This window comes from Streptomyces sp. NPDC050625 (assembly GCF_040654755.1).
GTDB lineage: Bacteria > Actinomycetota > Actinomycetes > Streptomycetales > Streptomycetaceae > Streptomyces.
The window spans coordinates 1-25,264 of record NZ_JBFAIQ010000058.1 but is presented as its reverse complement, the minus strand read 5'-3'; the positions used below and the strand labels follow the sequence as shown (position 1 = coordinate 25,264).

Sequence of the window (25,264 nt, the reverse complement as noted above, 5' to 3'; positions counted from 1 at the left end):
GCGCGCACGGTGAGCGAGGCCCTGACCTACCGGGCCCTCACCGAATGCGCCGGCTGCGGCGCTCCCGCAACCGCCCCCGGCGAGGACCTCTGCCCGGCCTGCCTCAGCTGGCCGCTCTGCCGCACCTGCCCCGGCCCCACCCCCCGGCGCGCCCACCCCGACGGCGACGGCCGCTGCACCACGTGCACCTCCGCCTTCACCGCCCAACCGGAAGGAACAAGCCCGTGACAGCCACGCTCCACACACCACCCCCGGCAACGGCCGGGCACCACGAGCGCCCCTTCACCCGCGAGACGGGACGGTGGGAAAGAGAACACTCCCGCGCCCTGTGGACCGGTCACGTCCGCGACCACACCTGCTCGGCCGCCTGCGCGCTGGTGCTCGTCCACCAGCACAACCACCGGGGTTGGCTCGCCTGGACCGTCCCCGGCGACGGCAGCCCGCCCGAGATCCCCCACCGGATCGCGGTGCTCACACCAGCCGCCACGCGTACGCAGCGCCTTGCCCTGCGCTGGCTGACCAGGCGCCCCGCCCAGCGCATCGCCCCGGACAGGATCCCCGGGGTCCTGCGGTTCTCCGCCGCGGGCGTCGTTCTCGTCAGCCTGGTCGCGGGCCTGGTCGCCATGAGCCACTCAGTGCCCGTCGACGTCGCCCTGCCGGCGATGCTCCTCGCCCCGCTGCTCGCCGCACACCTGCCCCACCGGCTGGGCAGGCGGGCCCGCGAACACGTCCACACTGTCGAAGGCGACAATGCCTGCCGCTACCTGCAGCGCCTCGCCGCCTGGCACACCTCGCTCGTCCAGGCAGCCGCCAGCAGCGACCGCTACGCACTGCGCCGCTCGGCCGAGATCGGCCACAACCTGCTGTGGGACGCCGCCCAGTCTGCTCCAGGCCCAGGACACCCGGGCGGTCTCAGACGGCCTCATCGCCACCGAACGGCTGATGCTGCAACTCGCCCACAGGCCACCCAGATCATCCAGCACGCCGCCCACGCGGACGCCACCGCCGACGAGGACCAGCGCCGCAACCTTGAGCGGCCCCCGGCCTGCACTCACCGCGCGTCCTGCCGACGACACCAAACCCCATGACCGTGCCATCACCGCCGAAAGGAACCGTACTCATGCCCCAGCCCGAATCCAGCCCGGCCGACCGCACCCCGGACGTCTATCTCCTCTTCGCGCACGAGCCCTACTACCCGGGCCACGGAACCCAGGAGATCAACACCACCGTGGTGGCCGCCGACTCGCTGCTTCACCCGCAGGTGCGCCAGCCCGACGGCGCCCGCATCCACGACCGCCTCACCCAAGGGCGGCGGCCGGGCGAGATCATCCCGCTGGCCACCCTCACCCACGAACTGAACGGCGGCGCCGACTGGCCGACGGTCGGCGACTGGGAGAGCGTCACCACCAACCTGCTGCAGCTCGTCCGCTCCGGGGACTGCGATGCCCTCAGCCTCGGCCTGCACGAGATCGCGCGCGCCCTCGTCTGCACGGGGCCCCACAGCCACGTCCGCGCCTACGACGCCGCAGCCGACGCCTTCGTTGTCTACGGTTCTTCGGAGCGCGCCGCGGTCCTGGACGAAGTCGGCATGTTCCTCACCGGCATTGCGACGGAGCAGCCCTTCTGGCCGGGAGACAGCCTCCTTCCCCCGCTGGTGGGGCGGCGCGCCGGAGGGCGATGAGCCCGGCCGCAGGGATGGGAGCGGACCATGTTCGGATACGAATCCCGAGCCATCTGGGCAGAACTGCGGGCATGCTGCAACGGCTCGTTCCTCGCCGTGAGTGCGGCCCGCCTGACCCGTGAACGCCGACGCCCAGGCCATCTGCCTGGGGCGTCGCGCTGAGAACCCGCCAAAGGACCCGGCCTCCTCGTCGGTGGTGAACTCGCCCTCCGCCAGGACCAGGCCCCTGCAGATGGCCGTCAAAGACGTCGACGCCCAAGGGAGGCACGCTGAAACGCGTCTTGGTCAGCACTGCAGCCGGCAGTGAGGCGAGGTCGTACTCGGCCGGCGACAAGTACGTATTCGTGATCAGTCCCTGAATCGCTCCTGGCCGAGCGACCGGCACCTTCTTGGTGTGCTTGAGTTCGCAGCCGCCGTCTGACCGTTCGGCGCGTCGCAGACGCAGGCGCGTTCCCACCAGATAGCGGTCGGTGATCATCCGAGTGACCCTCGCTGCTGACAGTGCCGGCGCTGCCGCCAGAAAGAACCGACGTTCCCGCTCGATGCGCGCGTACTTTCCCGGGTGAACCGTCTGACCTTGAACCCCACCGGCCTTGTCCATCATGAAAACAGCTTCCCAGTCGGTTCTGCTCGCGATGCCTGAGCTTTTCGGTGGGATCGACCTCCCGAGGTCGTCGAAACAGCCAAGAGAGTCTTCGCGAAGCGGATCGGCCGTGGTCCTGGGCGAGTTGTGGTAGGCAGGGATGGTGATCAGCCGACTCCCTCTCGACGAGCAACTCGAGTCCCTGCGTGCGGTGCTATCGCGCAACGACGTGTTGACGGAGGTGCTGGTGCGGACTGCGACGTTGGGTCTGCCTGGGTGGTATGTGACCGCGGGATGCCTGTTCCAGACCGTGTGGAACGTGGCCACGGACAGACCACCGACCAGCGGCATCAAGGACTACGACGTCTTCTACTTCGACGCCGACGATCTGTCCTGGGAAGCAGAAGATGCCGTGATCAAGACCGGCAGGGAGGTCTTCGCCGACCTCCCGGCAGAGGTTGAGATCCGGAACGAAGCCCGGGTTCACCTCTGGTATGCGGACAAGTTCGGAGTGGCGTGTCCGCCGTATGACTCCACTGAGGCGGCGATCGACAGTTTCGCCGCGACGACGTGCTGTCTGGGAGTCCGGCTGGAGACCGACGGCCGGTGGCGCGTGTATGCGCCGCATGGTCTTTCGGACGTGTTCAACCTGGTCGTTCGGCCGAACCCGGTGCTCGCTCCACGGGCGGTCTATGAGACCAAGGCAGCGCGGTGGCGAGAGCAATGGCCCGAGCTGACTGTTCTGGACTGGCCCTCCACGAGTGTCATGTCGGCCTCGTCCGTCGACTGACGTCGGCAGCTTAGGCGGCCCAGTCCCCTGCGGATGCCTGCTGCCACTGGTCGGCGACTGGGAGGGCGTCACCACCGATCTGGTGCAGCTCGTCCACGAAGGGCAGTGCGATGCCCTCACCCTCGGCCTGTCCGAGAACGCGCGCGCCCTCGTCTGCACGGCGCCGCACAGTCAAGTCCGCGTCCGCGACACGACAGCTGGCCGGTTGACCGACTACGGGCGAACCGAGCGCGCTGCCGTCCTGGCCGAGGTCGACAAGGTCCTTGCCTCCCTCGTGGGGGAGCGGGTCCTGTGGCCTGGGAGCGGTCTGCGGTCTGCGCATGTATGCCGTGCGTAGGTCGCCCACCAAGGTGCGAGCGTCATCAAGGCCTGGCAGGAGGTTCCCCTGTGGGCCAAGGGCGGCACGGCCGCAGCCCGGGGCGGGGGCGTCACGCTCCCGCCCCGGGCCCCGGATTCTGTGCGGGTTCTGCTGGTGTGGTCAGGGCTTGGGCAGCGGCAGGCTGGGCATGTTCGGGTGCCGCAGGTGCTGCCCGTCGCCGTACACGTGCAGGCTGAACGTTTCAGGTCCCGGGGACCCGGCCGCGTCGTAGGCGCTCAGCACGTGCTCGATCTGTTCCCACAGCGGCACGGGGCCCCCTTCGCGGACCTGCCACCGCCCGTGGCCCGGGGCGAGAGTGGCGGCGGATCCGGTCGTGACGTCGGCCAGGTGCACCGTTTCGCCCACGGTGACCATCTGCGCGTTGGGTGCCGCGCACTGGGCGAGGAAGCGCAGGTGGAATGCCTCCTCGGTTGCGGCTGTGATCCGTTCGGGGCTGTGCCGGGCGGGCCGGCTGGCCTGGGGCAGGTCGGCGGCCCATTGCGCGGGGTTGCCGAACGCCGGCGCGCTGTGGGTGCGTGCGGACATGAACGAAACGGTGCCCGGGAGCAGCCGGCCCTCTGCGGTGCCGTCGCCGGCGACGGTGAGCAGGACGCGGGCGTACCCGTAGAGCCAGCCGGACAGGGTGAGCAGGATCTTGCCGCCCGGCCGCACTTGCGCGAGCTGGGCCGGAGGGACGGCGCGGAAGGAGCAGGCGGCCACGACCCGGTCGAACTCTGCTTCGGGCCAGTAGCCGTACAGCCCATCGGCCACTGCCAGCGTCGGGGTGTAGCCGCAGCCGTAGAGGGCGCTCGCCGCCTGCTCAAGCCGGTGGGGATCGACGTCGATCGACGTCACGTCGGCCGAGCCGAGTCGTTCGCAGGCCAGGGCGGTCGAGTACCCGGTGCCGGTTCCGATCTCCAGCACGGTGTGGCCCTCGTGCACGTCGGCGTCGGCCCACATCCGCACGACCAGGGACGGCAGTGTGGATGAGGAGGTCGGTGCTCCGCCGTGCCGGGCGGTGGGTGCTTTCCAGTCGGGTTCGTCGCCGTCGAACTGCGTGATGAGCGTGGTGTCGCTGTACGCGGCGGCCAGCCACCGGCCGTAGTCGAGTTCGGCGGTGACCGGCTCCCACACGGTCAGCCCCTGCGCGTCGCGCTGGTCGGAGGCCAGGTAGAAGCCTGGCACGAACCGGTGCCGGGGCACTGTGGCGACGGCTGCCCGCCAGGCGGGATCGGCCAGGGCACCGTCGGCGGCGAGGGCCTTGGTCATCGCTTCGCGCAGCCGCGCTGAGTCGGCCTCCAGGTCGGCGGGCATCGTCATCGCGCCGCGCCTCCTTCCGTGCTCGTGGTCAGGATGTCGGCAAACGCCGTCGTGATGTCGTCGGCGTCGGGCAGCCAGCCCCACTGGCCGTTGGGGTTGCACTCGATGAACACCCAGTCCTGTGGACTGTCACCGGCGCTGGTGAGAGCGAAGTCGAAGCAGCCGAAGACCAGGCCGAAGGCGCTCAGGTAGCTGTACAGCGGCCTCGATAGGCGTCGGGACGTGGATGGCCGCTGTCTGGCTTGTTGCTCGTCTTGCTCAGCGGGTCGCCCCGTGGGGCCAGAGGATGTGTACGGGGGTGCCGTGTCGTTGGGCGTAGGTGACGACGTCGGCGGTGCCGCCGTAGCCGCGGGCGGGTTGGCCGTCCCAGACGGCGAGGAGTTCGTCGACGAGGCCGACGAGGATTTCGCTGCCGGTCATGTGGGCCTGGGAGTCGGAGGTGGTCATTCCGGTTTCGTGGACGTCGCAGGCCTGCCGGAGCAGTTCGTCGTAGGTCGCGTGGTGCTGGGCGGGGAGGCTCTGGCGGTACTCGGTGGCCGGCACGACGACTTCGATGCGGCCGCCGTGGGCGAGGACGGTTTCGGCGAACCAGGAGTCGGGGCCGTCCGCGATGCATGAGACACCGACCAGGTCGGCCGGGTCGTACTTCTTGACTGCGTCGGCCAGAAGCGCCCGGACCTGGGTTTCAACGTCGTTGTTCAGTCCGCGGTGCCCGGTGATCCCTACCCGCATGCCTTCACCCTTTCTCATAGGTAGACGCCGTGGAGGCGTTCGTCGAAGTCCCTCACGACTTTGGGCGGTGAGGACAGTGCAAGCGAGCGCCGCACGGCGCGTGCCCGTTCCACGATGCGTCCGGACCGGTAGTGAAGGCCGGTCTGAAGTGCCCGGGTTGCGAGGGAGAATGCGCCCTCGACCCGTCCGGCTGCCAGGTGTCCGGCGGCGATGTCGAGGAGGAGCAGGGCTCGTTGTTTGGCGTGCCCGGTGGCGAGGGCGTCGAGGTCGTCGGCCAGGACCCATTCGGGCAGGCCGAGCCAGGCTCCGCAGGTCACTCGGTGGGCGGTGACCTTTTCCGGGGTGAAGCTGAACACCCAGGGCCAGGGTGGCGGCGCCTGGTCGGGCAGGGTCTCGGCGGCCGACCGGGACCGGGTGAGTGCCTTGTCGGTTGCCTGTGGGTCGCCTGTGGCTGCGTGGCCGAGGGCTTCGATGCTGGAGAGCCAGGCGTCGGCGACGGGCGGGCATTGCTGGCCGAGGGCGTGGCGGGCCCGGCGTGTGAGGTTGAGGGCTTGTGTGCCGTTGCCGGTGTGGGCTTCGAATTGGGCGAGGCTTCCGGTCTGGTAGGCGGTGAGCAGTGGGTCGCCGGCCGTTCGGGCGGCGTTGATGGCTGCGCCGTAGCGGGCGCGTGCGGAGCCGTGGTTGCCCATGTCCCAGGCGAGCCAGCCGGCGAGGCTGGCGGCTTCGCTGCCGACGGCCGCGAGACGTGCACGCTGCTCGCCGGTGGCGGTGCGTGCTGTGGCCTGGATGAGCCGCAGGTGGGCTTGTACGGCTTCTTCGAGGTCTTGTGAGGGGGTGGAGCCGTCGAGTCGTCGGTAGGCGGTGGTGGACAGGCGCAGGGCGGCCGTCTGGCCGGTGCGGGTGCTGGAGTCCGAGGGTATGGCTGCCAGGACGGGGGATGCGGCAGCTGCTGCGGCTCCGCCGAGGAGGGCGCGTCGGTGCATGTCATCGTCGTCTCTCGCCTGCGCCTGTGGTCGGCTGCCGGAGAGCCCGACCAGTGAGGGCGGGATCTCCAGGTGTGCGGCCGCTGCCGCTAAGGCGTCGGTGCTGTAGGTACTCGTGCCGCGCTTTTCCAGGCGGGAGACGGCCGACTGCGACATGCCCAGCGCTTGCCCGAGCTGGACTTGGGTCATGCACCGGTCCTTACGGACCAGTTCGATGACCTTGCCGTAATCGCCTCGCCGGGCCGCTTCCCGGATCTGTGCCGCCCGCTGCACGGCTCACCCCCCACGTTACGAGTCCCAGCGGCCCACACCGCCTGCCCATACCCGCCCGGCGGGTATCCGTATTCGCCTGCCGCATGGGTGATGGTCCCACAGCAGTCGGTGATCGTTGACTGGTCGTCAGCGGCAAATGCTCTGGCCGAGGCCGAAGTTGCTGCCGCAGGGGCGTCCCCGCCTCCCCCGACGGGGGCGCCCCGGACCGTCACCGCCGTTGACCACCACGAGGTCCCCATGACCGCTATCGAGCAGGAGAACCAGAGCGCGTTACCCGCCGCCGCACGCGCTGTGCTGTACGTGTGCGTCGAGCAGGGCCGCCAGATGCCCGCACTCGCCACCGAACGTGCCACAGCGGAGGGCAAGCAGTTCGCCAAGTCGCGTGGCCTGACCATCGTCGACACCATCACCGACCCCTATGGGGAGCCAGTGCCGTTACGCCGTAAGGGATGGACGCGCGTTCGCGGTATGGCTGAGCGCGCCGAGGTCGGCACCGTCATCGTCCGATGGCCCGCTGCCATCGCGCCCGAAGGCTCCCAGGAGCTGCGACACCGCGAGATCCGCTGGCTCCACGATCACGGCGTACAGATCCGCTACTCGTGGGAGCCGCTCGCCCGCGACGGTGAGGCGCGGTGAAGGACCTCGGGCTCCAGCACCACAACCACCCGCTCATGGGCCACAGGGTCCTCGACACCGCAACCGGCCGCACCGGCATCCTGCAGGCCATCGCACCGGACGGGACGTCACCGAAGCCCGTCGCCTGGCTGCGCCCGGAAGGCGGCGGCACCGAGTGGACCACGGCGACCGGCGCGATCGAAGCCGCCGGGCCCATCACTCACCAGAGCCATCCGAAGGAGAACAGTTGAGAAGCCGTCATGCCCGTCCGTCGCGCCCTGGCCGGGTGGTGGCCTTCTTAGCCGTCCTCGGCGTCGCCCCGCCCGTGATCCTGATCGGCCCGAGCCTCGTGGACACGGCGCACGGCGCAGTCCAAGCGCCGGCCAAGACCCGCCCCGGCCTGCCGCCCGGCGTTTGCGCGCCGGACATGCAAGAGGCCGCATCACATCAAGGAGAGGACGTATGACGATCGCTTACGAGGCACTCTCAACCCCAGCACCACTACTGACGTTCCTTGAGCTGGAACTTACGAGCCGCTGCCAGCTCACCTGTTCGTCGCACTGCTACGCCCAGGCCGGGCCGACGAGGGACCACGGCACGATGACTGCCCAAGACTGGCGCAGCGTCATCGACGAGGCCGCCGCACTCGGCGTGAAGACGGTGCAGTTCATCGGCGGCGAGCCGACCATGCACCCCGACTTCACCGAACTGGTCGAGCACACCCTGGAGATGGGGCTCGGCGTCCAGGTGTTCAGCAACCTGTACCGGGTGCGGCGAGAGCACTGGAAGCTGTTCGCGCACCCGAAGGTCACCCTGGGCACGTCGTACTATTCCGACGACCCGGACGAGCACGATGAGATCACCGGCCGCAAGGGTTCCCACGACTCCACCCGGGCGAACATCGCTGAAGCGGTACGCCGCGGCATCCCCGTGAAGGTCGGCATCATCCACATGCGCGACGGGCAGCGCACCGAACAAGCCCGCGCCGAGATGCAGGCCCTCGGCGTCACGCGGGTGCACGTGGACCGGGTGCGCGCTGTCGGCAACGCCGCGAAGACGCTGATCCCGTCCGTGGCGGAGCTGTGCGGCCGGTGCGCGGACGGGAAGGCCGCTGTCCTGCCGGACGGCACCGTGACCCCGTGCGTGCTGGGCCGGTTCCTGCCGACAGGCTCGGTGAAGACGGCCGGGCTGCGGGCGGTGGTCGCCGGGCAGCAGTGGGCGCACGTTGCGGCGTCGATCCCGCGCCACCGCGCCGCCTGCGTGCCGGACAGCTGCACGCCCAAGGAGGACTCCTGCCAGCCCTCCCCGGGAATCGTCACGGCCTGCAATCCTGACCAGGACGGCTCTGACTGCTCGCCGGCCGAGACCCCGGCGTGTGAGCCGGCGTACGACTAGAAGGCGGTGCACCGATGGAGTGGACAACGTACGCACGGCGTCTGGCCGCCGATGTCGTCCGGCCGGAGTCACGCTGGTACGAGCCGCTCGCCACGACGCCGCGGCACGTGTTCGTGCCCCGCTGGTGGGCGCGCGGCGGTCAGGCGTGGGAGTTGCGCGACGGGCCGTCCGATGCCGACGCATGGATGCGGGCCGTCTACGCGGACCGGACACTGGTGACCCGGATCGGCCCTCACCATGCCGACCACGCCGGGCTCGGAGCCACCGTCTTTCATGGGGACCCCACCTCGTCGTCAACTCTGCCGGGGCTGGTCGTGACGATGTACCGGCACGCGATGATCGCCGACGACTCGCGCGTGCTCGTCACGACCGGCACCGGCTACGGCACCGCGCTGCTGTGCCGACGGCTGGGTACCGGGCTGGTGACGAGCGTGGACGTCGACCCGTACCTCGTGAAGGCCGCGGGTGATCGGCTCGACTCCATCGGGCTGCACCCACACGCAGCCGTCAGCGACATCACCGGCCCTTTGCCGGGCGAGTTCGACCGGATCGTGTCCACAGTGTCCGTACGGCCCGTTCCCGCCTCATGGCTGGCCGCCCTTCAGCCCGGGGGACGGCTCGTGACCACCCTCGCGGGCACCGGACTCATCGTCACCGCCGACAAGACCGAGGACGGCGGCGCCGTGGGCCGCATCGAGCCGGACCCGGCCGGGTTCATGCGGACCCGGACCAAAGACGACTACGACCGGCCCACGGATGACCTGTGGGAGAAGATCCAGGGCGCCGACGGCGACAGTGTCACCTCGAGCCGGTATCCGCTTCTGTACCCGCCCGACGCTTGGGACGTGTATTCGATGCTCGATCTCGCCGTTCCTGACATCGACCACCGTCAGGCGCAGGACGGTGACAAGCGCACCGTATGGCTACTGCACGCCGACGGGTCATGGGCCCGTGCCGAGGCGAACGGGTTCCTCGACGGCCCCACCGTCCACCAGGGCGGCCCCCGACGGCTGTGGGACGCGCTGGAACGTGTCCGCAACCGACTCAACCGCGAGGGGACACTGCCCGTCTACGGGGCGCGGGTCCGGATCGCCCCCAACGGCGCCCTCACCCTCTCGCGAGGTTCCTGGTCGGTGACCGTCGACTGAAAAGCCGCAACGCCACGGCGCCTTGCCCCACTCATCCGATGCGGAGGCGGGGCGCCGCGCTCGTCGGCTGGCGGGTCGCCGCAGTTCGTGCTGCGTCCTCGGGTAAAGAGGGGTGGCCAGGAGGCACGGGTCGACAAGGTGCCATACCGCGCCCGGAGGCCGGCGGCTCTGCTGCAGGACCGCGCAAGCACTAATGGCGGCGTGATCCCCGCGGTGAGGGGACATCTGCTCGGGTCTGCGCCCGCCCTTACCTGCAGCGTGGTGTCACCCGCATGCGTGCGGCGGCTGCGAGGCGGTCGTGGGGCGTCGATGCTGGGGGCATGAGGACCGGTGGGCCGCGGGGCGGCGCTGGGGTTCGTGACCGTGGCGGGCAGCTCGGGTGGCGGCGGCGTGCCACGGGCTGCTGCATGGTGCTCGGGTTGCTGGTGTCGGCGGTGGTGCTCTTCCGGGTGGGGCTGTCGGATGCGTTGCGGGCGCTGACATTCGGGGGCCGCGTCATGGGGGCGGTGTTCCTGGCGAGTGCGGTGGTGGAGTTGGTGGCCGCCGGGGCTGTCCTCGACTTCTGGGGTCGGCGGGTGACGCGGTACGCGGGGCAGGCCGTCCTGCTGGGCGTGAGCATTGTGACGGTGACGAGCTTGGTGCTGCTGGTGCTCCAGTGGGAGGGAGGATACCTGGCGGGATGGTTCTGGCTGTGGACGGGCCTGGTGGCGTGGGCGGTGTGGGCCGTGTGGGTGGTGGCCCGGGAGAAGGTCTGGCAGGGGGTGCCGCATCCGCGGAGTTTCGCCACCGGAGTGGCCCTGTCTGCGCTGATCGGTTCCGCGAGCGTGACGTATTCGGCGATGTACGTCCCGTACGTGGCGCCGCCCAAGGTGCCGTTCATGGTGTCCTTCGGGAAACCGGTGCTGAATCCGGACCGGAAGCGGTTATACGTGCCAGCCCGCGTCACGTTCCGCAATGAGGGTTCGGTGAGCATCTTCGTGATCGGGACGCTCTGGTCGGCGCAATTGTGGCCGTCCGCGTTCCGTGCGCAGGGGACGGAACGCAAGGAGTGGCGGCAGGAGTTGGGCGACGGCTGGGACACCAACCGGCAGGAGGAGTTCAACGCCGCTCCCCGCCTGCTGGCGGCGGGGCAGATCTCCAACGCGGGCTCCCGGCTCGACCCGGGTGACGACTTCTCCAAAGATGCCGTCGTCGAGGTGCCGCTGGAAGCCGGGCAGGGACGGGTGGAGCTGTTGGCGTCGGTTTCGTTCATCCGGGCCGACCGCTGCAAGCTCGCCAACAGCTATGCGGATTCGATCGAGCGCTCATGGAATGCAGATTCGCCGAAGCAGGAGCACGTGCGGGATGCTCCTGCGTGGCTGGCCGAGCAAGGTGACGACTACTTCCGCTACCGGTCGAGGATCTATCGGAGCAGTGAGGTGATGCGGATGACGCAGGCGCCGGACTGGGCCGCGATGTGGTGGGTAATCCCAAAGGGGAACGACGCAATCCCGTTCATGCAGGTGAACATTTCCCGGGATCCCGACGGGCGGGAAGTGCTCAGTGAGGACGAGCAAGAACCGTACGGGATGAAGACCTTGAATCAGAGCATCGACCAACCGGTGACCGTGCTGCGGCGGGCTGCCGGGGCCTGACGGCCGACCGTCCGCCAGGGCTCCGGCAGCACTGCCAGAAGTGGGCCGCGGCCGCAGGGGTGCAGCTGTGGGTGTAGGCACGGCCGGAGCCGAACGCGGTTCCGGTGGTGCGCGGGCCCTCCGCCAGGGCCTGCCAGCCACGCTCAGCCGCGGCGGGCAGCTACCAGCGCATTCGTGCCTACCTGCGTCAGAAGCGCACCGCGCCGCGACCAGTGACCGCCCGGCCACCCTCGCCCCGCCCGGCACGACCGGTTCGGCGGGCAGTGGCCACTGTCACCCGAGATGGCGCGATACAACGGCAGTGCCCTGTCCGACGGCTGCACCGCTGACAACTGACACCCGCGTGTGCCAGGCCGGGCTGTCCCGTAGACGTCCACGGCTGCTTTGAGAGCGAGGCCGGTCCTGATGTCCTGCGTGGTGCCGGTCTGTGGCAGTGTGCGTGTGACGGTTTCGTGGGCCTTGAGTAAGCGGGGTCGGACAGCACGAACTCATCCCCGGGCAGATTGCTGGTCGGTCAGACGGCGAGCGCTTCGGCAGTCTCCTCGCCGGTGAGGATTGGCCAGGCACCGGACATGCCCCCGTACCTGCCGGCCCAGCGCCGCAACTCGTCCCGCGTGGTCTCCTCACTCACTACTCCAGCAGACATCTCGGCAACGGGCGCTGGACGTACAGGAACGATCGACCATGGCACCGAGCCCTCGGACACGAGGCGCTATTGCTCGCGCTTGCCGGCGTAGTGTGCGTTTCCTTCGACACGGTCCACGCCGACGATGGTGTCCAGCACGTGGTGCTGGACACCGGCCCGTTCCTCAGCGGCCAGCGGGTTCCGGGTGGTGGTGCTGAAGTACGCCACCGCCTTGTCCCGGTCGGCTGCGCCTGACCGCGACGTGGGAGCGGAATGCTGATCAAGCGGCGACGGTTCGGCAGACGCCTGCCGCCCCAGGAGTGGTGTCCTGGGGCGGCAGCGGTGAACAACAGCTATCGCTCGCGCAAAGTGTGACGCATCCGAACGGCCGTCGCGGTGCGTGTCACCGTGTGGCGGCCGTTCATCCCGCTGGAGGGGCTCTTTGTCACAGGTCCCGGTTACAGGTCCTGGACGGCGCGCAGGGCCTGGTCCACCCGGGCCATGGCCGCGGCGTCGACGGGGCCGAGGAGCTTTGCGCCCTCGAAGCGGTCCACCCGCAACTGCGTGATGTTGACGGCGACAGCTGTGCACGGGACCGGGTCGCCGATCACCACCGACATCGCGGTATCGGGATAGCGACCACTGTCGTGCAGCACGATCACGAGGACCGCGCCGTACGACTGCTCCAGGCCGGTCAGGCTGATGATCAGGACGTTGCGGCCGTCGGGGAGGGCCCAGATCTCACCGCGATTCATCACAGGGTGTCGCCCTCGCCCACCAGGTCGTCGCCGAGGCCGAGCGCGGCGAGCTGCTGCGCAGCGTCGAGGGTGGCCGCGCGGCGGGCCGCGCGCACCACGTACGCGTTCACGCTCAGACCGGCCTCGGCTGCAGCCGCCTTGATCGACGGGGCGAGTTCATCGGGAATGCGCAGAGTCATGGTGGTGACAGACATGGCCCCAGAATAGACACCAAATAATGGTGTCGTCACCTGGTTGCACCCTCGTCTAGAACAACCCGTACCTGCTGGCTCCACAGCCCGATACCCATGCGCTCACAGCCCCGCAAGGGTGGGTTCCGCGAGAAATTCAAACGCATGGCCTAATTCTGAGGCGTGAGGCACCACCCCGTTTCCGCCGTGCAGTTCCAGGCGGGCTCGTTGGGTCGTGGCCGGTGTTGTCCACGCCGTCCACTTCGGCCGGAGCCCAGGATGCGGATCTCCGGGGCATGCAGGTCAGGCGTCCCGCCGTTGTCCGCCGCTGGCTGCTGGCGTCGCGTTCGGCGGAGACGCGGTGGAGGCCACGTGCGGTGACCAGGTGGTTCAGGATGGCGGTCACGGCTTTGGTGGCGTAGCCCTGGCAGTGCGGGCCGGGGCGGTGGTGAATCCGAGGTCGGCCTGGCGTAGGTCGTCGTGGAGGCGGACTTCGATGTCTCCGGCGAGGGGCCGGCCGCTGGTTTTGGGTTCGACGGCGTACTGGGACCAGCCGGGGGCATGAGGGCTGGCGGCTATGTAGCCGACGGTGACGTCGGCGGCTGCCTTGGGGTGAGGGGTGAGGCTCATGCCTGGTAGCGGGAAACGTCGGGGTCGGAACGGTAGACGGCCGGGTCCGGGGCGTCGTCAGTTGGGAGGCCGGTCGGTTTTTCCCGCCTGGGTTCTCGCTGGCAGGAATGCAGGCGGTGCCGTGTGCGGCGATGCTGCCAGGCAGGGCGAGGCCCGTAGTTTCGGAGCACCGAACCGACCCCCGGCACTTTCCCTGCCTGGGGTCGCTTCGATGCTCCGAGCGTGCTACTGCCGTGGGAGCCCGGCCGGGTCGATGTCGGCGGGGAACGGGGTGCCGATCTGGGTCGTCGCCCCGGCGAGCGCGGGCGTGGTGTGTTGTGGGGGAACGTGGAAACCCCCGTCGTGGCGGGGGCTTCAGACGCGCACGACGAGTGATGGTCAGGGCATGCGGAGCCGGTGCTCGTGCCAGGCGCGGGCGGCACGCCGCATGGGGCGTGCCCACTCGTCTCCGCTCCCGGCGATTGACGTCCAGATCCGGTCCTGGACCCGGGCAAAGATGTTGAGGCCTGTAGAGGGGGCCAGTTCCCATGCGGGGTGGGCAGCGGCGACGCTTTCGGCTTGGTCGGGGGTGTGGCCGTGGGCGATGAGCCACAGCAGCCACAGCGCGGGATCGATCCAGGCGGCGCCGGTGGAGGCCCATCCCCAGTCCACGAACAGGGCTTTGTTGCCCGTCATGAGGACGTTGTGCGGGTTCCATTCGGTGTGGAGCAGGTTGTGGCCCGCGAACCAGGACAGGTCGGCGGGGTCGTCCACGTATGTCCTGAGCCGGTGCGGCATGCTCTTCAGCTCGATGCCCGGGGTGGGTACTTCGGCCAGCCGGAGCATGGTGGTCATGACCGCGGGCAGGTCGGGGGAGTCGGGGGTGTAGTCGGCGTGGCTCCCGGCCACGTACTCGAAGCCGAGGATGCTCCAGCCATCCTCTTCGACGTGCCACAGCAACTCCGGCCCGATGCCGTGTACGTAGGGGCCGATCTGGGCCTCACGCTTCTGGGTCCAGACACGCGGGTGATCGAGCGGCAGGCCTTTGACGAACAGGGAGCGGTCGGCCGTTCGTACGTGGGCGGCGATGGCACTGTTCAGACCGGCATTGATGGTCCCGACGTCGACAACGGGGCCGCTGACCTTTTCGATCAGCCGCACCACGGTGTCCGGGATCTCGGTCAGACGAGGGGTGGGCACGGGGTGTCTCCTGTGGGGTGGTGCTGGGGCCGCGGGTACGCGCGGCCCCAGCAGGGGGTTCTACCGGTACGGGTTGTCGTCGTTGCAGCCGGGCACGGTGCCGGCGGTGAGCGCTTGGACGTCGGCGACCAGGACGACGTCCTCGGGGTCCTGGACGACGTCCTCCGTCTTCCGGGTGATCTCGACCATCACAGCAGGCATGACTACCTCTCTCGGTGTTGGCAGTAGTTGACCAGTGGTGCCTTCGACTCCTGGAAGATCTTCGCCATCGGCCTGCACACCCGGCACGTGCCGGACAGTGTGCAGCCGCTGCATCCTCCGGTGCGAAGCATGAGGGACTCGGCAATCTCGCCGAGTCGGGCCAGACCGTCCACGCCTTCGGCGATCAGGTCGATGTTCGGTTCGCGGCCGACCTTGCAGATCGACGCCCGGCCGAAGGGGTCGGCGTGGAAGAACGTCACGCCGGCGGGACAGCCCATGAACGGCTGCCGGTGGGTGAGGAACTCGGGCGACTGCTGCGGCAGCGGCTCCGCGGAGCCGTGGATCGTCGGCGAGATGTTCGCATACTCGCGAAACGGCACTTTGAGGCGCCGCGCCCAGTCCCGCATGGCGTCGACCTCGTGCACGTTGGCCTGGACGACGATCAGGCTCAGGTCGATGTTCAGCCTGGCAGCGTGGGCCTTCTCCAGACCGCGTGAGAAGCGGTCGAATCCTCCACGCCTGCGGGTCACCGCGTCGTACGTTGCGGCCGTCGCGCCGTACATACTCAGCGTCAGCCTGGTCGGCGGGTAGGTGCGCAGCAGCTTCAGCACGTGGTCCTTGTGCAGCCGGGAACCGTTCGACAGGATCTCCAGCTGCATGCCCAGCTCGTACGCGAGCCGGTACGCCTCGGGGAAGTCGGGGTCGATCAGCGGTTCACCGCCGGTCATCTGGAGCCAGATCACGCCCGCGTCGCGCATGACGGCGAGCAGTTTCCGCTTGCCCTCCATGTCGATGCCCTCGAACTTCTTCTCGCCGAGGTAGCACATGACGCAGTCGAGGTCACAGCCCAGGTTGAGCTCCCACGTCGCGCGGCTGAAGGAGTACGGTCCCGCGTTCCGCATCAGGAGCACATCGCCGACACGCTGACCGGTCAGGTCCAGGCGCCATTGGGCCTGGACGGCGTCGGTCAGCCACTGCGGCACGGTGTTGGGACCTGACGTACGCAGTTCCTCGAACCGGGCCTTGGGGAGCTGCAAGGCCTTCGAGCTGCCCTGCCGCAGGATCAGGCGCCGCTCCCCGAACGGTGTTGCAACGAGATGGTGCACGTCGTCGTCCCTTCTCCATTGAAAGGAAGCTGTTGGGACCCGGTGCCGGGCCGCTCGGGGGACGGCGGCCCAGCACCGGGCGTTGGGCCCGCTCTTCGCCCGAGCCCCGTACGCGTCGGGCGAAGTGCGGGAGCTATGCGGGGGCGTCGCGCTCGGTGGGGAGATAGGCCAGGAACAGGCCACGCACGTGGAGGTGCTCCAGAACCTGCGCGTACGCCTCGTTGTCGGTGGTGAGGGCCGGCCGGGCGATGGCGAGGATGCCGTGGGCGTATCCCTGTGCCGCGTACCGGCAGGCCGCCCCGAGCCCGGCTCGTTGCGCGAGGGGCGAAGGTTGCCCCATAGCGGCGAAGGTGCTGCGCGTGACCTGCCATCCCATCCCTGCCGCGTACTTCTCGATCAGTTCGATGCCCGCGTGCCGCTCGGCGCCGGGCTGGGTCAAGGTGTACGGCGCGACGCGCACGGGACGGCCGTGGCAGGCAGCCGCCGCGATGATGTGCGCCATGTACTTGCGGCGCAGGACTTCGAGGCGAGCGGCGTGGGCTCTGGGGCTGAGGGGTGTGGTCACATCGTTCCCTTGGGGGGTGACCTGCTGCCTTGGGAGCTTCTCGGCAACAGGGGCGGTGACCGCGTACGGCGTCAGCTCGGGGAGGTTGGGGGAACGGACGCCGTACGAGGAGGTCAGGAAATCGTGCACAGCACCGATCCAAGGAGCGATTCGTGCGGGGCGGGGCCCGGCCGGAACTGGTCGAGCAGTGGCCGCAGCGCTGTGGGCGGTACGAGCCGGTCGCCGCGGCAGGGGCGCAGCCAGTACGGCCCGGGCGGCTCCGCTGACGTCATTGCGGGCAGCGCGAGGCGATGGGGCCGGCCCAGGCACGCCGCGTACCGGTGCGGCACCCACTGCTCGCTGGTGCCCGGAGGCACGAGCCAGATGAGCCACGACCGCTGCGGGTCCTCGACCACCGGCCCGCACGCGTCCACCCGCTCGTCACCGGTGTGCTGGATCTCGTCCATCACCTTGATGGCGGCATACGCCTGCGGGCCGCTCGCCGTGACAATGATGTCGAAGAACCGGCCGCCCAACGGCAGCTGGAGAACCCGGTGCTGCTGGAGCGCCATCAGGCTGCGCACGCGCGAGGCCAGGTCGTCCATGTCGGGGGCAACGAGCGAGGGATTTACTCGGAGGCTCGTCGGGGTGAACCCTGCGGGCCGGGCGGGCGGGATGACCCGGTCGCCGTCGACCGGCCGACGCGGCATCTGCCCCGTGCGGCTCATGCCGCGCCCCATGTTGTGGGGAGGAACGCTGTCACGGTCTTGCCGATGACGTCGCCGGTGGTGGCGTCCGTCTTCGGGTCCCACGAGAGGGTTCCCTGGTAGTGGCGGATCCACCAGAGCCCGGGCGGAGGGCCCGAGGGGGTGGCGCTCATCGCTTCGTTGAAGTCGGCGAACTCGGGCAGGGCATCGTCCGTCTCGATGAGCAGCTCGTCCGTACCGGACAGCACCGTCAGCCTGAGCTCGATCCAGCCCTCGCCGGGCCCGAACGGCTTGGCATGCCGGATGGCGTTGTCCACGAGCTTGTCGGCGACCCGGGCCGCCGCGTCGATGTTCCCGGGCCAGTGGGCCACGGTGAGCCGAGTGCGTACCCGCAGCCGGGCGTTGGGACCGGCGCCCTCGTTCGCCGTGAGCCTGGTCTGCCATTTGAATCGGGGCTCCTCCTCCTGCTGTAAGGGCAGGAGGAGCACGGTGGCGCTGAACGGGTGGTCGCTGGCTTCGTGGTCGTCGGGCGCGCTGGTGTCGCTGGGGGGCGAAGTGGTGTGGTGCGTTGGGGGGTTCACGAGAAGGCTCCTTGGATTTGGCGCTTGTTCGTTCGTGGCCGGGCGCTCGCCGCAGAGGTCGCCTTTCGTGGCGGCGCCGATGCTCTTTGGGGTGCGCTGGTCAACCTCTGCTCCCAAGGCCGAGACAGTTCGGTTTACTCGTAGAGGTAATCGCGCGGTCACTGTCTGCGGGTACGGTTGGTAGCAGGTGGGACCGTGAACACCGTGAACGCCATGGAGCTGTCGGGAGTGATGACATGGCCACGAGGAAACGCACGCCCAACCCTGCCCTGGACAGGCTGCTTGAGCAGGCGCGATGGACTCGCACGCAGTTGGCGCAGCAGGTCAATCGGCTCGGCCCGCAGGCTGGATTGCAACTGACGTACGACAGGACGGCCGTTGCGCACTGGATCGCCGGTACGCCGCCGAAACCCGAGGTCAGGCCTCTGATTCTTGAGGCTCTGTCCGCCCGATTAGGCCGACCGGTCACCCATGCGGAAGCCGGGCTTCAGCCCGCGCGGTCCGGCGACGCGGCTCAACAGGTCGACACTGTGGCGGAGTTGATCGACCTAGGAAGGGCGGATATGGATCCATCCCGTCGCGGAGTCCTGGCTGCAACCCTGTTCTCTGCCGCGCTCGCCGTGCCCGCGTTCCAGTCCGTAGCTCGGGCCGCGGACGACCCGGTCAGCCCGGGTAAAGCCACGACCCGGATCGGCGCCTCGCAGGTCGCCTCGGTGCGCTCGATGACGGAACGGATCGCGGACATCCTCGATGAGTTCGGCGCCGGCCACGCGCGCCCCATGGCAGCGGCGTTCCTCGTAAACACCGTGGGGCCGTGGCTGCGGGCTCAGGCTTCCGAACCGGTCAAGCTCGACATGCTCGCAGCGGCCTCAGACCTGACCTACCTCACAGGCTGGATGGCCATGTACGAGAAGTCCCACGGGCTGGGGCAGACGTACTACACCAAGGCGCTCAGGCTCGCCGACGAGGCGGGCGACCACGTCACCTACTGCCGGACGCTGCGCGGCATGTCACTCCAGGCGTCGAACCTGGGGCACGGAAGGATGGCGCTGGAACTGGCCGACTCGGCAGCTGAGGCGGCACCGTCGGCCGGCCCTCGCCTGGTGGCGTTCCTGCGCGGGCAGCAGGCACACGCGGCGTCGATGGTCAAGGACCGGCGCCAGGCCCACACCCGGCTGCGTGAGGCCGAGGCGGCACTGTCGCAGGCGGACAACCGGCGGGATGCGATCGGCGGCTACGACCAGACCGCCTACCTGTTCCACGTTTCCCACGTGCTGATGGAGGAGGGTGACCTGCCGGGCAGCATCGACGCCATGAAGCACTCGATCCGCGTGCAGCCAGCGCAGGAGCGGCAGGGACGCGTCCACGCCTACGCGGTCCTCGCGCAGCGGCAACTGCGGCACGGACACGTGGAGGCCGCGTGCGACTCGTGGCTGCGCTTCCTCGGCGAGTACGAACACATCTCGTCCGTCCGCGGCGACGACCACTTCGCCACGATGCGCACGGAACTCGCCCCGTACGCCAAGACACGCGCAGTGCGGGAGCTCGCAGGCCGGGCTCGCGAAGTCGCTGCAGCCAAGGCCTGATAGACGGGCGCCTCCGGGGGGGAGCTGTCGGCAAACCCCGGAGGAACACTCAAAGATACGCGGTATCTCCACCCCTGCTGGGCGTCTCCTCCGGGTTTGTCGCTGCGCGAGCCTGCTGCCCGGACCAGGTCGTCGCCGACGTGCGGGCCGGCGCGTTAGGGCAGCGGCGATGGCCGGTGCCGCGAAGCCGCGGGGCTTCGCGGCGGGGAGGTGGCTGGCCTCTCCATGCCGGCCATCGTGCGGCGTCTGGTCCGCCGGGAGTTCGTCGGTCCCTTAAACCAGAGGCCGCGGTCTTACGGTATCCCGTGTGTGACGCGGTTCGGCGCTGTAGTCAGGGCGTCGAGGACCGGCGGGCGGCCAACTCCTCGAGGCGGGAGCGTTTCCAGCGCTGCTGGCGCGGTCGGCCGGCGCTGCCGCGGCGGTATTCGAACCCGTCGGGCTGCTCGAGATCGGGCAGGAGACCGTGCCCGAGCGCGCTGATGAAGCTGTCGGTGTTGCCGTATCCGAGGATCTGGGCCGCTTCGGCGGCGCCGACCAGGTCCTCATTCTCGTCCTGGTCGGCAGCCGGCAGCACACCGCGCTTGCGGGCGGCGGCGACGACGGTGGCCCGGCGCCACTTCTTGCGGGCTCCCCCGCGGCTGCCTTCCTGCCTCTGCAGGGTCTCCGGCTCGGGCAGTTCGGGGATGCGCCCCTGGTAGAGGGCGCTGGAGAAGGAAGCGACGCTGCCGTAGCCGAACAGACTCGCGACCTCGGCCGTACCGAGCAGTTCGTCGGGGTCCCCGTCGACGGGCACTGCGGGCAGCGCGGCGGCTGGGGCGGAGCGGCGCCGGCCCTTGCCGGGACGGCTGGTTGCCCAGGCGACGATGGTGCCGCGGCGCCACATCGGGCCGTCGACGTCCTCGTCGGCCTCGGGGAAGTACCCGGGCCGGTCGCGGAAGTAGCCGTCGATGGTGGAGGCGCGGGTGTAGCCGAGGAGCTGGGCCACTTCCCGCTTGGTCATCAGGTCGTCCTGGTCGGCATCGAGTACTGCGGCCGGCAGCGCGCGTTGCTTCGGCGCGCGCTTGGCGAAGAACGCCGCGACCTCGTCGTGGCGCCAGAACCGCTTGCGGCCCTCGGTGTGCGCGACCGCGGGGAAGCCACTGTCCGGGTTGTTGCTCCACTCGCTGATCCGGGGCTTGCTCGTGCCGAACTCGGACACGATCTGCGCGGTGTCCACGAGCCGCTCGGGGGGAGACATCTGGGCCTCTTTGGAAGGATCGGCAAGGCGGTGCCGACGCTCGGTCGAGCGCGACAGGTTCGATAATGCCAAAGTTGGTGGGTTCGTGTCCAGCCCGCCGCCAGATTGGCTACAGAAGTTCCTCGCCGAGAAGGCAGACACCGAAGAGCGCGGCGCGCTCCTCCAGCTGCGTGTAGGCCATGGCAGCCGGCGCGGCATCCCAGGTCGCGAACGCGAGAGCGGAGACCGCCTCGCTGCGCGTCATCCCCTCCTCCTACGGCGCGCCCGCAGCGGTGCACCGCTCGGCGAGCTGGGCGCCTGACAGGCTCGCGGTCTCCCGGTCAACGCTGGCATGGACGTCGGCGACGCCCCCGCACCAGGCGCGGTGGCCCCTGGACAGTAAGTCGTGCAGCGTGTCCGGGTCGCTCACGCGCTGGGCTTGGGCAGCGAGTTCGAGCAGGAGGGCAGTGGGGTTCATCTCCATGGTCATCTCCTCCATCCACTGTAGGGGGCGCCCGCTGGGCCGAGGGAGCGGGCGAGGACCGCGGCTGGCAGCTCGGTGGCCAGCTGGAACAGCGCGGTCGCGGGGGCCTGTGCGAGCCGGATGTCGAGTTTGCGGAGCCGTTCGCCCATGGGGCCCGGTACTGATCGGGCGGCCGGGCTGGTCGCCGGGGAAGAGCCAGGGCGAGTCTGTCCAGCCGAGGACGGCATGGCTGCGGCGAATCTTGACCTGTTTGAGGGCCAGTTCAGCGACGGGTGTGGGGAGCTCGACCGGGACGGCGCGGAGGCGGATGCGGACCAGCAGACCCGGTACACGCAGATCGCCGGACCGGTCCTGGCTGGCCTCGCCAGCGGGGCACCCGGCCCGGCAGACCAAACGCCGCTACGCCCACCACCTTCAGCAAACGGTCCCAGAGCATCCTGACCGACCCTGCCTGGGACGCCGTGGCCACGGTGTTCGCCGAGGCAGAAGCAGCCGGGGACAACGCGACCGCGATCCTTGACCGGGCCCTCAGCTGGCGCACGCTGGACGACGCCCACAACCGCGCGCGAGCACTGACCTGGCGCATCCGCCGCCTTGGCGAAAGACACGCACCCGGCTCACGTGCCCGGGCAGCCAACGCCCGCCACGCCACGGTGCACCGCGCCGCTCCGCGCCCGCAGCAGCCCCGGACACGGCGGCGCTGATCACCTCTGCGCCCGGCCGCCACCGTCCGGCCTGGGTGCCTGGGGTTTGCGGTGCTTGCCGGTGCCGGAGCCGAGCGGCTTCGGCACCGGTGCTGGAGGTGACGGCTCGTTGGCCTCCGGATACAAGATGGCTTTGGCCTCGGCCAGGCTGGCGGCGAATCCGTACGGCTCCCACATGTGCCCGTTCCACCGCTCGATGGCGCGTGGAGCATCCGGGTTCAGATGCGATGCCCTGGGCCCGCTGCCGGGCACGACAGGCACGGCGCGAAGTCGGCCGATCTTCGCGTCACGGCGTTCCGCCCAGTCCTGCAGCGGTTCGTCGTCCATCCTGGCGTCCTCGCGTCGGTGGTGGCTGTCTCAGGAGGGTAGCGGCCATTGCGGGCCGTTCGGGTTCCCGAGCCAGACGACCTGCTGGTCGCGGGTGACGGTCACGCCGAAGGCGGTGGTGTTCGGTGAGCCATACTCCTCCCAGGTGCCCACCGCCGACTCGACCACGTCCCACAGGCGGCGGGGGCCACCCTGGCGGACCTGCCAGCCTCCATCCGTGGGAGCGAGGACGGCGAAGGAATCGGTGACGCTGTCCAGCAGGAACGTGCTGACCGGGCCGCCGTCGACCGCCATGGAGAAGAAACGGGCGTCCGGCGCCGCGAGCTGCGCCATGAAGGCCGGCCCTGAAGTGCTGAGCAGCTCTGGCCCGTAGGCGGCTTTCCGCTTCGTTCCGTCGTCGGGGCCTGGCACCATGCCGAGGCTCCCCGGAGCATCCTGCTGACGGGCGATCATGAAGCTCGGGTCGTCCTCGCTGAACCGGCCGCTCGCGCTGCCACCGGTGACGATGAGCTTGACCAGGCCGAGGGAGCGCATCCAGCCGCGCAGGGTGGTGAGGATGAGGCCGCCCGGCCGAACCTGTTCCAGCCAGGCGGGCGGGATGCTGCGGAAGCCGCACGTGGCGATCAGCCGGTCGTAGGGGGCTCCGCTGCGGTGGCCGGCTCGGCCGTCCCCCACCAGCAGGTGAGGGGTGTGTCCGGATCCGGTGAGTGCCTCGCGGGCGCGTCGGGCCACGCCGTCGTCCGTCTCGATCGAGGTCACTTTCTCGCTACCAAGCCGGTGGCACATCAGCGCTGTCGAGTAGCCGGTTCCGGTGCCGATCTCCAGCACCCTCATGCTGTCCTGCACGTCGAGGTCTTCGAGCATCCGGACCACGAGGCCCGGCAACGTCGACGACGAGGTCGGGACAGCGTTGCTGATCGGTTTCGGGTCGGCCCAGTCGATGTCCCGGCCGTCGAACTGGGTCATCCACGTCTCGTCGGTGTAGACGAGCCGGAGCCACTCCTCGATACCGGCCGTCTCCTGTGTGACCGGCTCCCAGGTTGTGACGCCAGCGGCGTCACTCTCCCGGTAGAAGCGCGGGATGAACCTGTGGCGGGGTACGGCCTCCACAGCGGCCCGCCACTCGGGCGACCGCAGCCAGCCGTCCTTCTCCAGCTGCCAGGCGAGCCGGCGCCGGAGATCGGCTGCGGTCGTCTCGATATCGGGCTCACTGGCCACGGATACCTCCTTGCAGGAGATCGGCGAGTGCGGCAGTCATGGGCAGACCGGTGGCGGGCTCCATCCATGCCCACTGCCCGGAAGGATTGCACTCGATGAAGATCCACTCGCCGCGGTCGGTCAGAGCGAAGTCGAACGCCCCGAAGACGAGCCCGAAGCGCTGTAGATAGGCGCGCATCGACCGCTTCACTGAGGGCGGCGCGGCAAGCGGCGTGTACGTGTGCGTGCCATAGTCCGTGCGCCAGTCGAGGAGGCCGGAGTCGATCCGCACCGCGAAGATCTGCTCGCCGATCACGGTGACCCGGATGTCGGCGATCTTGTCCACGCGCTTCTGGAAGAGGTGCATGGTGCCGGTCACGGAGTCGTCGATCTCATCGGCGGTCACCTCGGTGACGGGGACTGTTTGGGCTTTGCCGTCGATCAGGTAGAGCGGGACCGAGAGCGGCTTGAAGATGGCCGGGCTGTGCTCCTTGAGGAAGGCCCGGGCGTCGTGGGGAACGTTGGTGATGAGCGTGGGCGGCACCGTGAAGCCGGCCGCTGCCGCTGCCGCGAGCCCGGCGGGCTTGTACTCGGCGTCGCCGATCCGGTTGGGGTGGTTGACGTAGAGGCAGCCGGGCAGGGAGGTCAGGATGCCGCCGAGCCCGTAGCGTGCCTGGGCCACGGCGAACCGTTCGTCCTGCCGGTCGAGGTGGGGGAAGGCGAACCCGGAGGGGCGCCGGTAGTACATGGAACGCACCGCGCCCAGGTCGGCACGCCGGCTCGGGGTCTGTACGCTTCCCCGCCACCTGTCGGTGCCACCGATGGCGGCGGTGCACGACAGGGTGGCGGGGAAGTCACCGGAGTCGAACCGCACGACCGGGACACCCCGGTCGTGCAGCTCGGCGATCACGAAGTCCGCGGTCGGGTCGTCGAGGTTGGTAACGACCAGGACCGGACGATCGTCGTTCGTCACCAGAGTCACTGGTCGGTGTCGTTCCCCGTGTCGCTGTCCGGGGAGTCGCTGTTGCGGTCCCCCTGGCCTGTGGTGCCGGTCTTGGGATTCGTGCCGGAGGACGTGCCGTGGCCTGGGGACATGGTGGGCGCCCCGGACGTGTCGAAGTACCGGGCGGTCTGCGTCTTTGGATCCAGCTTCACCGTCGCGTAGCCGGGGCCCTCGACGGGCGGGTACGGGGCGATACGGCGTAGACCCCACGGGGTCGCGGTCAGGTGTCCCTGTGGCAGCGGGCTGCCGGTGGGGAATCGGTCCATGTAGTTGAACACGGTCTTCCTTCCTGTCGGAAGTTCCTTCGTTCGTTGCGACTTGCTCACCCGCACGGCATCGAGGAACGTGGTCTGCTCGTGCGGGGGTCTCAGGGGCGCCGGTGAGGAAGAGGCGCGGGGGGCCTACGTCGAGGCCGGACGGGGATTTCGCAGTCCGTCCAGGACCCGTTGAAGGAGGCTGATATCCGGTGCGCTGGCCTCGGCTGCCAGTCGGCCGTCGCCGTACCAGCGGCTGAGGTGTTGCCGCCACGGGATCTCGGCACGTTGCACCTCGGCGCGGATCTCGCCGAGAGCCAGGCCCGACTCGACGCGCAGCCGCACAAGGTCGGTGGGAGTTATCCGGACCGGCTCTGGAACAGCCACTAGTGTCCTGCGCCAGTAGTTGATCGTTAGAAGTTGCGTGACTTCTGCTGCTGGTGCGTCAGTTCCCCGTCGGGGCCCGAAGCTGGAACCGTT

The 25,264-nt window shown here is 69.5% G+C and carries 31 protein-coding genes and 3 pseudogenes; 11 read left to right on the top strand and 23 right to left on the bottom strand.

Annotated elements, in window-relative coordinates; genetic code table 11:
- The 4 genes and pseudogenes from AB0I54_RS46030 to AB0I54_RS46015 all read left to right on the top strand — a co-directional run.
- A pseudogene (locus AB0I54_RS46030) lies at positions 1 to 228 on the top strand (hypothetical protein); the annotation flags it as partial.
- A complete protein-coding gene (locus tag AB0I54_RS46025) occupies positions 225 to 1,088 on the top strand; it encodes a hypothetical protein (protein ID WP_363302373.1) in 864 nt (287 codons plus the stop codon). The pseudogene AB0I54_RS46030 and the gene AB0I54_RS46025, both read left to right, overlap by 4 nt.
- Positions 1,089 to 1,120: 32 nt before the next feature.
- Entirely contained in the window at positions 1,121 to 1,681 is a 561-nt protein-coding gene (locus tag AB0I54_RS46020) for a hypothetical protein (protein ID WP_363302372.1), read from the top strand.
- Positions 1,682 to 2,427: 746 nt separating this feature from the next.
- Positions 2,428 to 3,054 (top strand): nucleotidyltransferase family protein, encoded by a 627-nt coding sequence (locus AB0I54_RS46015; protein WP_363302374.1) that lies wholly within the window; start codon positions 2,428 to 2,430, stop codon positions 3,052 to 3,054.
- Positions 3,055 to 3,064: 10 nt separating this feature from the next.
- Here the strand turns inward: AB0I54_RS46015 and AB0I54_RS46010 are convergent, their stop codons facing one another.
- From AB0I54_RS46010 to AB0I54_RS45995, 4 genes are all read right to left on the bottom strand, one after another.
- Entirely contained in the window at positions 3,065 to 3,376 is a 312-nt protein-coding gene (locus AB0I54_RS46010) for a hypothetical protein (protein WP_363302370.1), read from the bottom strand.
- A gap of 156 nt (positions 3,377 to 3,532) precedes the next feature.
- Positions 3,533 to 4,732 carry an ATP-grasp peptide maturase system methyltransferase gene (gene tgmC, locus AB0I54_RS46005; protein WP_363302368.1) on the bottom strand — a complete coding sequence of 400 codons (1,200 nt, stop codon included), beginning with the start codon at positions 4,730 to 4,732 and terminating at the stop codon, positions 3,533 to 3,535.
- A 258-nt stretch (positions 4,733 to 4,990) separates the two neighbouring features.
- The gene (locus AB0I54_RS46000) at positions 4,991 to 5,464 is read right to left on the bottom strand and encodes a hypothetical protein (RefSeq protein ID WP_363302367.1); all 474 of its coding nucleotides are present in this window, start codon (positions 5,462 to 5,464) and stop codon (positions 4,991 to 4,993) included.
- 14 nt (positions 5,465 to 5,478) lie between these two features.
- Positions 5,479 to 6,636, bottom strand: coding sequence for a DNA-binding protein (locus AB0I54_RS45995; protein WP_363302366.1), 1,158 nt, complete (start codon positions 6,634 to 6,636; stop codon positions 5,479 to 5,481).
- A 321-nt stretch (positions 6,637 to 6,957) separates the two neighbouring features.
- On the opposite strand from AB0I54_RS45995, the gene AB0I54_RS45990 reads away from it, so the two are divergent.
- The 5 genes from AB0I54_RS45990 (at position 6,958) to AB0I54_RS45970 (ending at position 11,512) form a co-directional block, all read left to right on the top strand.
- Complete coding sequence (locus AB0I54_RS45990; RefSeq protein ID WP_363302365.1) at positions 6,958 to 7,356, top strand: hypothetical protein; 399 nt, start codon at positions 6,958 to 6,960, stop codon at positions 7,354 to 7,356.
- On the top strand, positions 7,353 to 7,586 hold the full coding sequence (locus AB0I54_RS45985; RefSeq protein WP_363302364.1) for a hypothetical protein: 234 nt from the start codon (positions 7,353 to 7,355) through the stop codon (positions 7,584 to 7,586). The genes AB0I54_RS45990 and AB0I54_RS45985 overlap by 4 nt, the downstream gene beginning before the upstream one ends.
- A 211-nt stretch (positions 7,587 to 7,797) precedes the next feature.
- Complete coding sequence (locus tag AB0I54_RS45980; RefSeq protein ID WP_363302363.1) at positions 7,798 to 8,730, top strand: radical SAM protein; 933 nt, start codon at positions 7,798 to 7,800, stop codon at positions 8,728 to 8,730.
- A gap of 14 nt (positions 8,731 to 8,744) precedes the next feature.
- Positions 8,745 to 9,878, top strand: a complete 1,134-nt coding sequence (locus AB0I54_RS45975; protein ID WP_363302361.1) for a protein-L-isoaspartate(D-aspartate) O-methyltransferase — start codon at positions 8,745 to 8,747, stop codon at positions 9,876 to 9,878.
- Between the two features lie 407 nt (positions 9,879 to 10,285).
- Complete coding sequence (locus AB0I54_RS45970; protein ID WP_363302360.1) at positions 10,286 to 11,512, top strand: hypothetical protein; 1,227 nt, start codon at positions 10,286 to 10,288, stop codon at positions 11,510 to 11,512.
- Between the two features lie 712 nt (positions 11,513 to 12,224).
- On the opposite strand, the gene AB0I54_RS45965 is transcribed toward AB0I54_RS45970, so the two are convergent.
- The 10 genes from AB0I54_RS45965 to AB0I54_RS45920 all read right to left on the bottom strand — a co-directional run bounded on the left by AB0I54_RS45965 (position 12,225) and on the right by AB0I54_RS45920 (position 18,013).
- On the bottom strand, positions 12,225 to 12,365 hold the full coding sequence (locus AB0I54_RS45965) for a hypothetical protein (protein ID WP_363302359.1): 141 nt from the start codon (positions 12,363 to 12,365) through the stop codon (positions 12,225 to 12,227).
- Positions 12,366 to 12,595: 230 nt separating this feature from the next.
- Positions 12,596 to 12,892 carry a hypothetical protein gene (locus tag AB0I54_RS45960; protein ID WP_363302357.1) on the bottom strand — a complete coding sequence of 99 codons (297 nt, stop codon included), beginning with the start codon at positions 12,890 to 12,892 and terminating at the stop codon, positions 12,596 to 12,598.
- A complete protein-coding gene (locus AB0I54_RS45955; RefSeq protein ID WP_363302356.1) occupies positions 12,892 to 13,089 on the bottom strand; it encodes a YlcI/YnfO family protein in 198 nt (65 codons plus the stop codon). Before AB0I54_RS45955 ends, AB0I54_RS45960 begins: the two co-directional genes overlap by 1 nt.
- A 378-nt stretch (positions 13,090 to 13,467) precedes the next feature.
- A complete protein-coding gene (locus AB0I54_RS45950) occupies positions 13,468 to 13,695 on the bottom strand; it encodes a hypothetical protein (protein WP_363302354.1) in 228 nt (75 codons plus the stop codon).
- Between the two features lie 378 nt (positions 13,696 to 14,073).
- The gene (locus AB0I54_RS45945) at positions 14,074 to 14,874 is read right to left on the bottom strand and encodes an aminoglycoside phosphotransferase (RefSeq protein ID WP_363302353.1); all 801 of its coding nucleotides are present in this window, start codon (positions 14,872 to 14,874) and stop codon (positions 14,074 to 14,076) included.
- 60 nt (positions 14,875 to 14,934) lie between these two features.
- Positions 14,935 to 15,075, bottom strand: a complete 141-nt coding sequence (locus AB0I54_RS45940; protein WP_363302352.1) for a hypothetical protein — start codon at positions 15,073 to 15,075, stop codon at positions 14,935 to 14,937.
- Positions 15,076 to 15,077: 2 nt separating this feature from the next.
- Entirely contained in the window at positions 15,078 to 16,181 is a 1,104-nt protein-coding gene (locus AB0I54_RS45935; RefSeq protein ID WP_363302350.1) for a radical SAM protein, read from the bottom strand.
- A gap of 133 nt (positions 16,182 to 16,314) precedes the next feature.
- Positions 16,315 to 16,875, bottom strand: coding sequence for a hypothetical protein (locus AB0I54_RS45930; protein ID WP_363302349.1), 561 nt, complete (start codon positions 16,873 to 16,875; stop codon positions 16,315 to 16,317).
- Positions 16,860 to 17,453 (bottom strand): hypothetical protein, encoded by a 594-nt coding sequence (locus AB0I54_RS45925; protein WP_363302348.1) that lies wholly within the window; start codon positions 17,451 to 17,453, stop codon positions 16,860 to 16,862. Before AB0I54_RS45925 ends, AB0I54_RS45930 begins: the two co-directional genes overlap by 16 nt.
- The gene (locus tag AB0I54_RS45920; RefSeq protein ID WP_363302347.1) at positions 17,450 to 18,013 is read right to left on the bottom strand and encodes a hypothetical protein; all 564 of its coding nucleotides are present in this window, start codon (positions 18,011 to 18,013) and stop codon (positions 17,450 to 17,452) included. The genes AB0I54_RS45925 and AB0I54_RS45920 overlap by 4 nt, the downstream gene beginning before the upstream one ends.
- Before the next feature lie 236 nt (positions 18,014 to 18,249).
- Here AB0I54_RS45920 and AB0I54_RS45915 point away from each other — a divergent pair, with 236 nt between their 5' ends.
- Positions 18,250 to 19,599 (top strand): hypothetical protein, encoded by a 1,350-nt coding sequence (locus AB0I54_RS45915; protein WP_363302346.1) that lies wholly within the window; start codon positions 18,250 to 18,252, stop codon positions 19,597 to 19,599.
- 331 nt (positions 19,600 to 19,930) lie between these two features.
- Here AB0I54_RS45915 and AB0I54_RS45910 read toward each other — a convergent pair whose 3' ends face one another.
- The 4 genes from AB0I54_RS45910 to AB0I54_RS45895 all read right to left on the bottom strand — a co-directional run bounded on the left by AB0I54_RS45910 (position 19,931) and on the right by AB0I54_RS45895 (position 21,448).
- A complete protein-coding gene (locus AB0I54_RS45910; protein WP_363302345.1) occupies positions 19,931 to 20,836 on the bottom strand; it encodes a hypothetical protein in 906 nt (301 codons plus the stop codon).
- 109 nt (positions 20,837 to 20,945) lie between these two features.
- Positions 20,946 to 21,080 (bottom strand): hypothetical protein, encoded by a 135-nt coding sequence (locus AB0I54_RS45905; RefSeq protein WP_363302344.1) that lies wholly within the window; start codon positions 21,078 to 21,080, stop codon positions 20,946 to 20,948.
- 9 nt (positions 21,081 to 21,089) lie between these two features.
- The gene (locus AB0I54_RS45900; RefSeq protein ID WP_363302343.1) at positions 21,090 to 21,293 is read right to left on the bottom strand and encodes a hypothetical protein; all 204 of its coding nucleotides are present in this window, start codon (positions 21,291 to 21,293) and stop codon (positions 21,090 to 21,092) included.
- 8 nt (positions 21,294 to 21,301) lie between these two features.
- Positions 21,302 to 21,448, bottom strand: a complete 147-nt coding sequence (locus AB0I54_RS45895; RefSeq protein WP_363302342.1) for a hypothetical protein — start codon at positions 21,446 to 21,448, stop codon at positions 21,302 to 21,304.
- Positions 21,449 to 21,626: 178 nt separating this feature from the next.
- On the opposite strand from AB0I54_RS45895, the pseudogene AB0I54_RS45890 reads away from it, so the two are divergent.
- Positions 21,627 to 22,003: pseudogene (locus tag AB0I54_RS45890) on the top strand (mobilization protein); the annotation flags it as partial.
- Here AB0I54_RS45890 and AB0I54_RS45885 read toward each other — a convergent pair.
- The 5 genes and pseudogenes from AB0I54_RS45885 to AB0I54_RS45865 form a co-directional block, all read right to left on the bottom strand.
- Complete coding sequence (locus tag AB0I54_RS45885) at positions 22,004 to 22,330, bottom strand: DUF6087 family protein (RefSeq protein WP_363302341.1); 327 nt, start codon at positions 22,328 to 22,330, stop codon at positions 22,004 to 22,006. It lies immediately after the preceding pseudogene.
- A gap of 30 nt (positions 22,331 to 22,360) precedes the next feature.
- Positions 22,361 to 23,548, bottom strand: a complete 1,188-nt coding sequence (gene tgmC, locus AB0I54_RS45880; RefSeq protein WP_363302340.1) for an ATP-grasp peptide maturase system methyltransferase — start codon at positions 23,546 to 23,548, stop codon at positions 22,361 to 22,363.
- Positions 23,538 to 24,500 carry an ATP-grasp ribosomal peptide maturase gene (gene tgmB, locus AB0I54_RS45875; protein ID WP_363302339.1) on the bottom strand — a complete coding sequence of 321 codons (963 nt, stop codon included), beginning with the start codon at positions 24,498 to 24,500 and terminating at the stop codon, positions 23,538 to 23,540. The genes tgmC (AB0I54_RS45880) and tgmB overlap by 11 nt, the downstream gene beginning before the upstream one ends.
- Before the next feature lie 5 nt (positions 24,501 to 24,505).
- A complete protein-coding gene (gene tgmA / locus AB0I54_RS45870) occupies positions 24,506 to 24,808 on the bottom strand; it encodes a putative ATP-grasp-modified RiPP (RefSeq protein ID WP_363302338.1) in 303 nt (100 codons plus the stop codon).
- 123 nt (positions 24,809 to 24,931) lie between these two features.
- A pseudogene (locus AB0I54_RS45865) lies at positions 24,932 to 25,264 on the bottom strand (hypothetical protein); the annotation flags it as partial.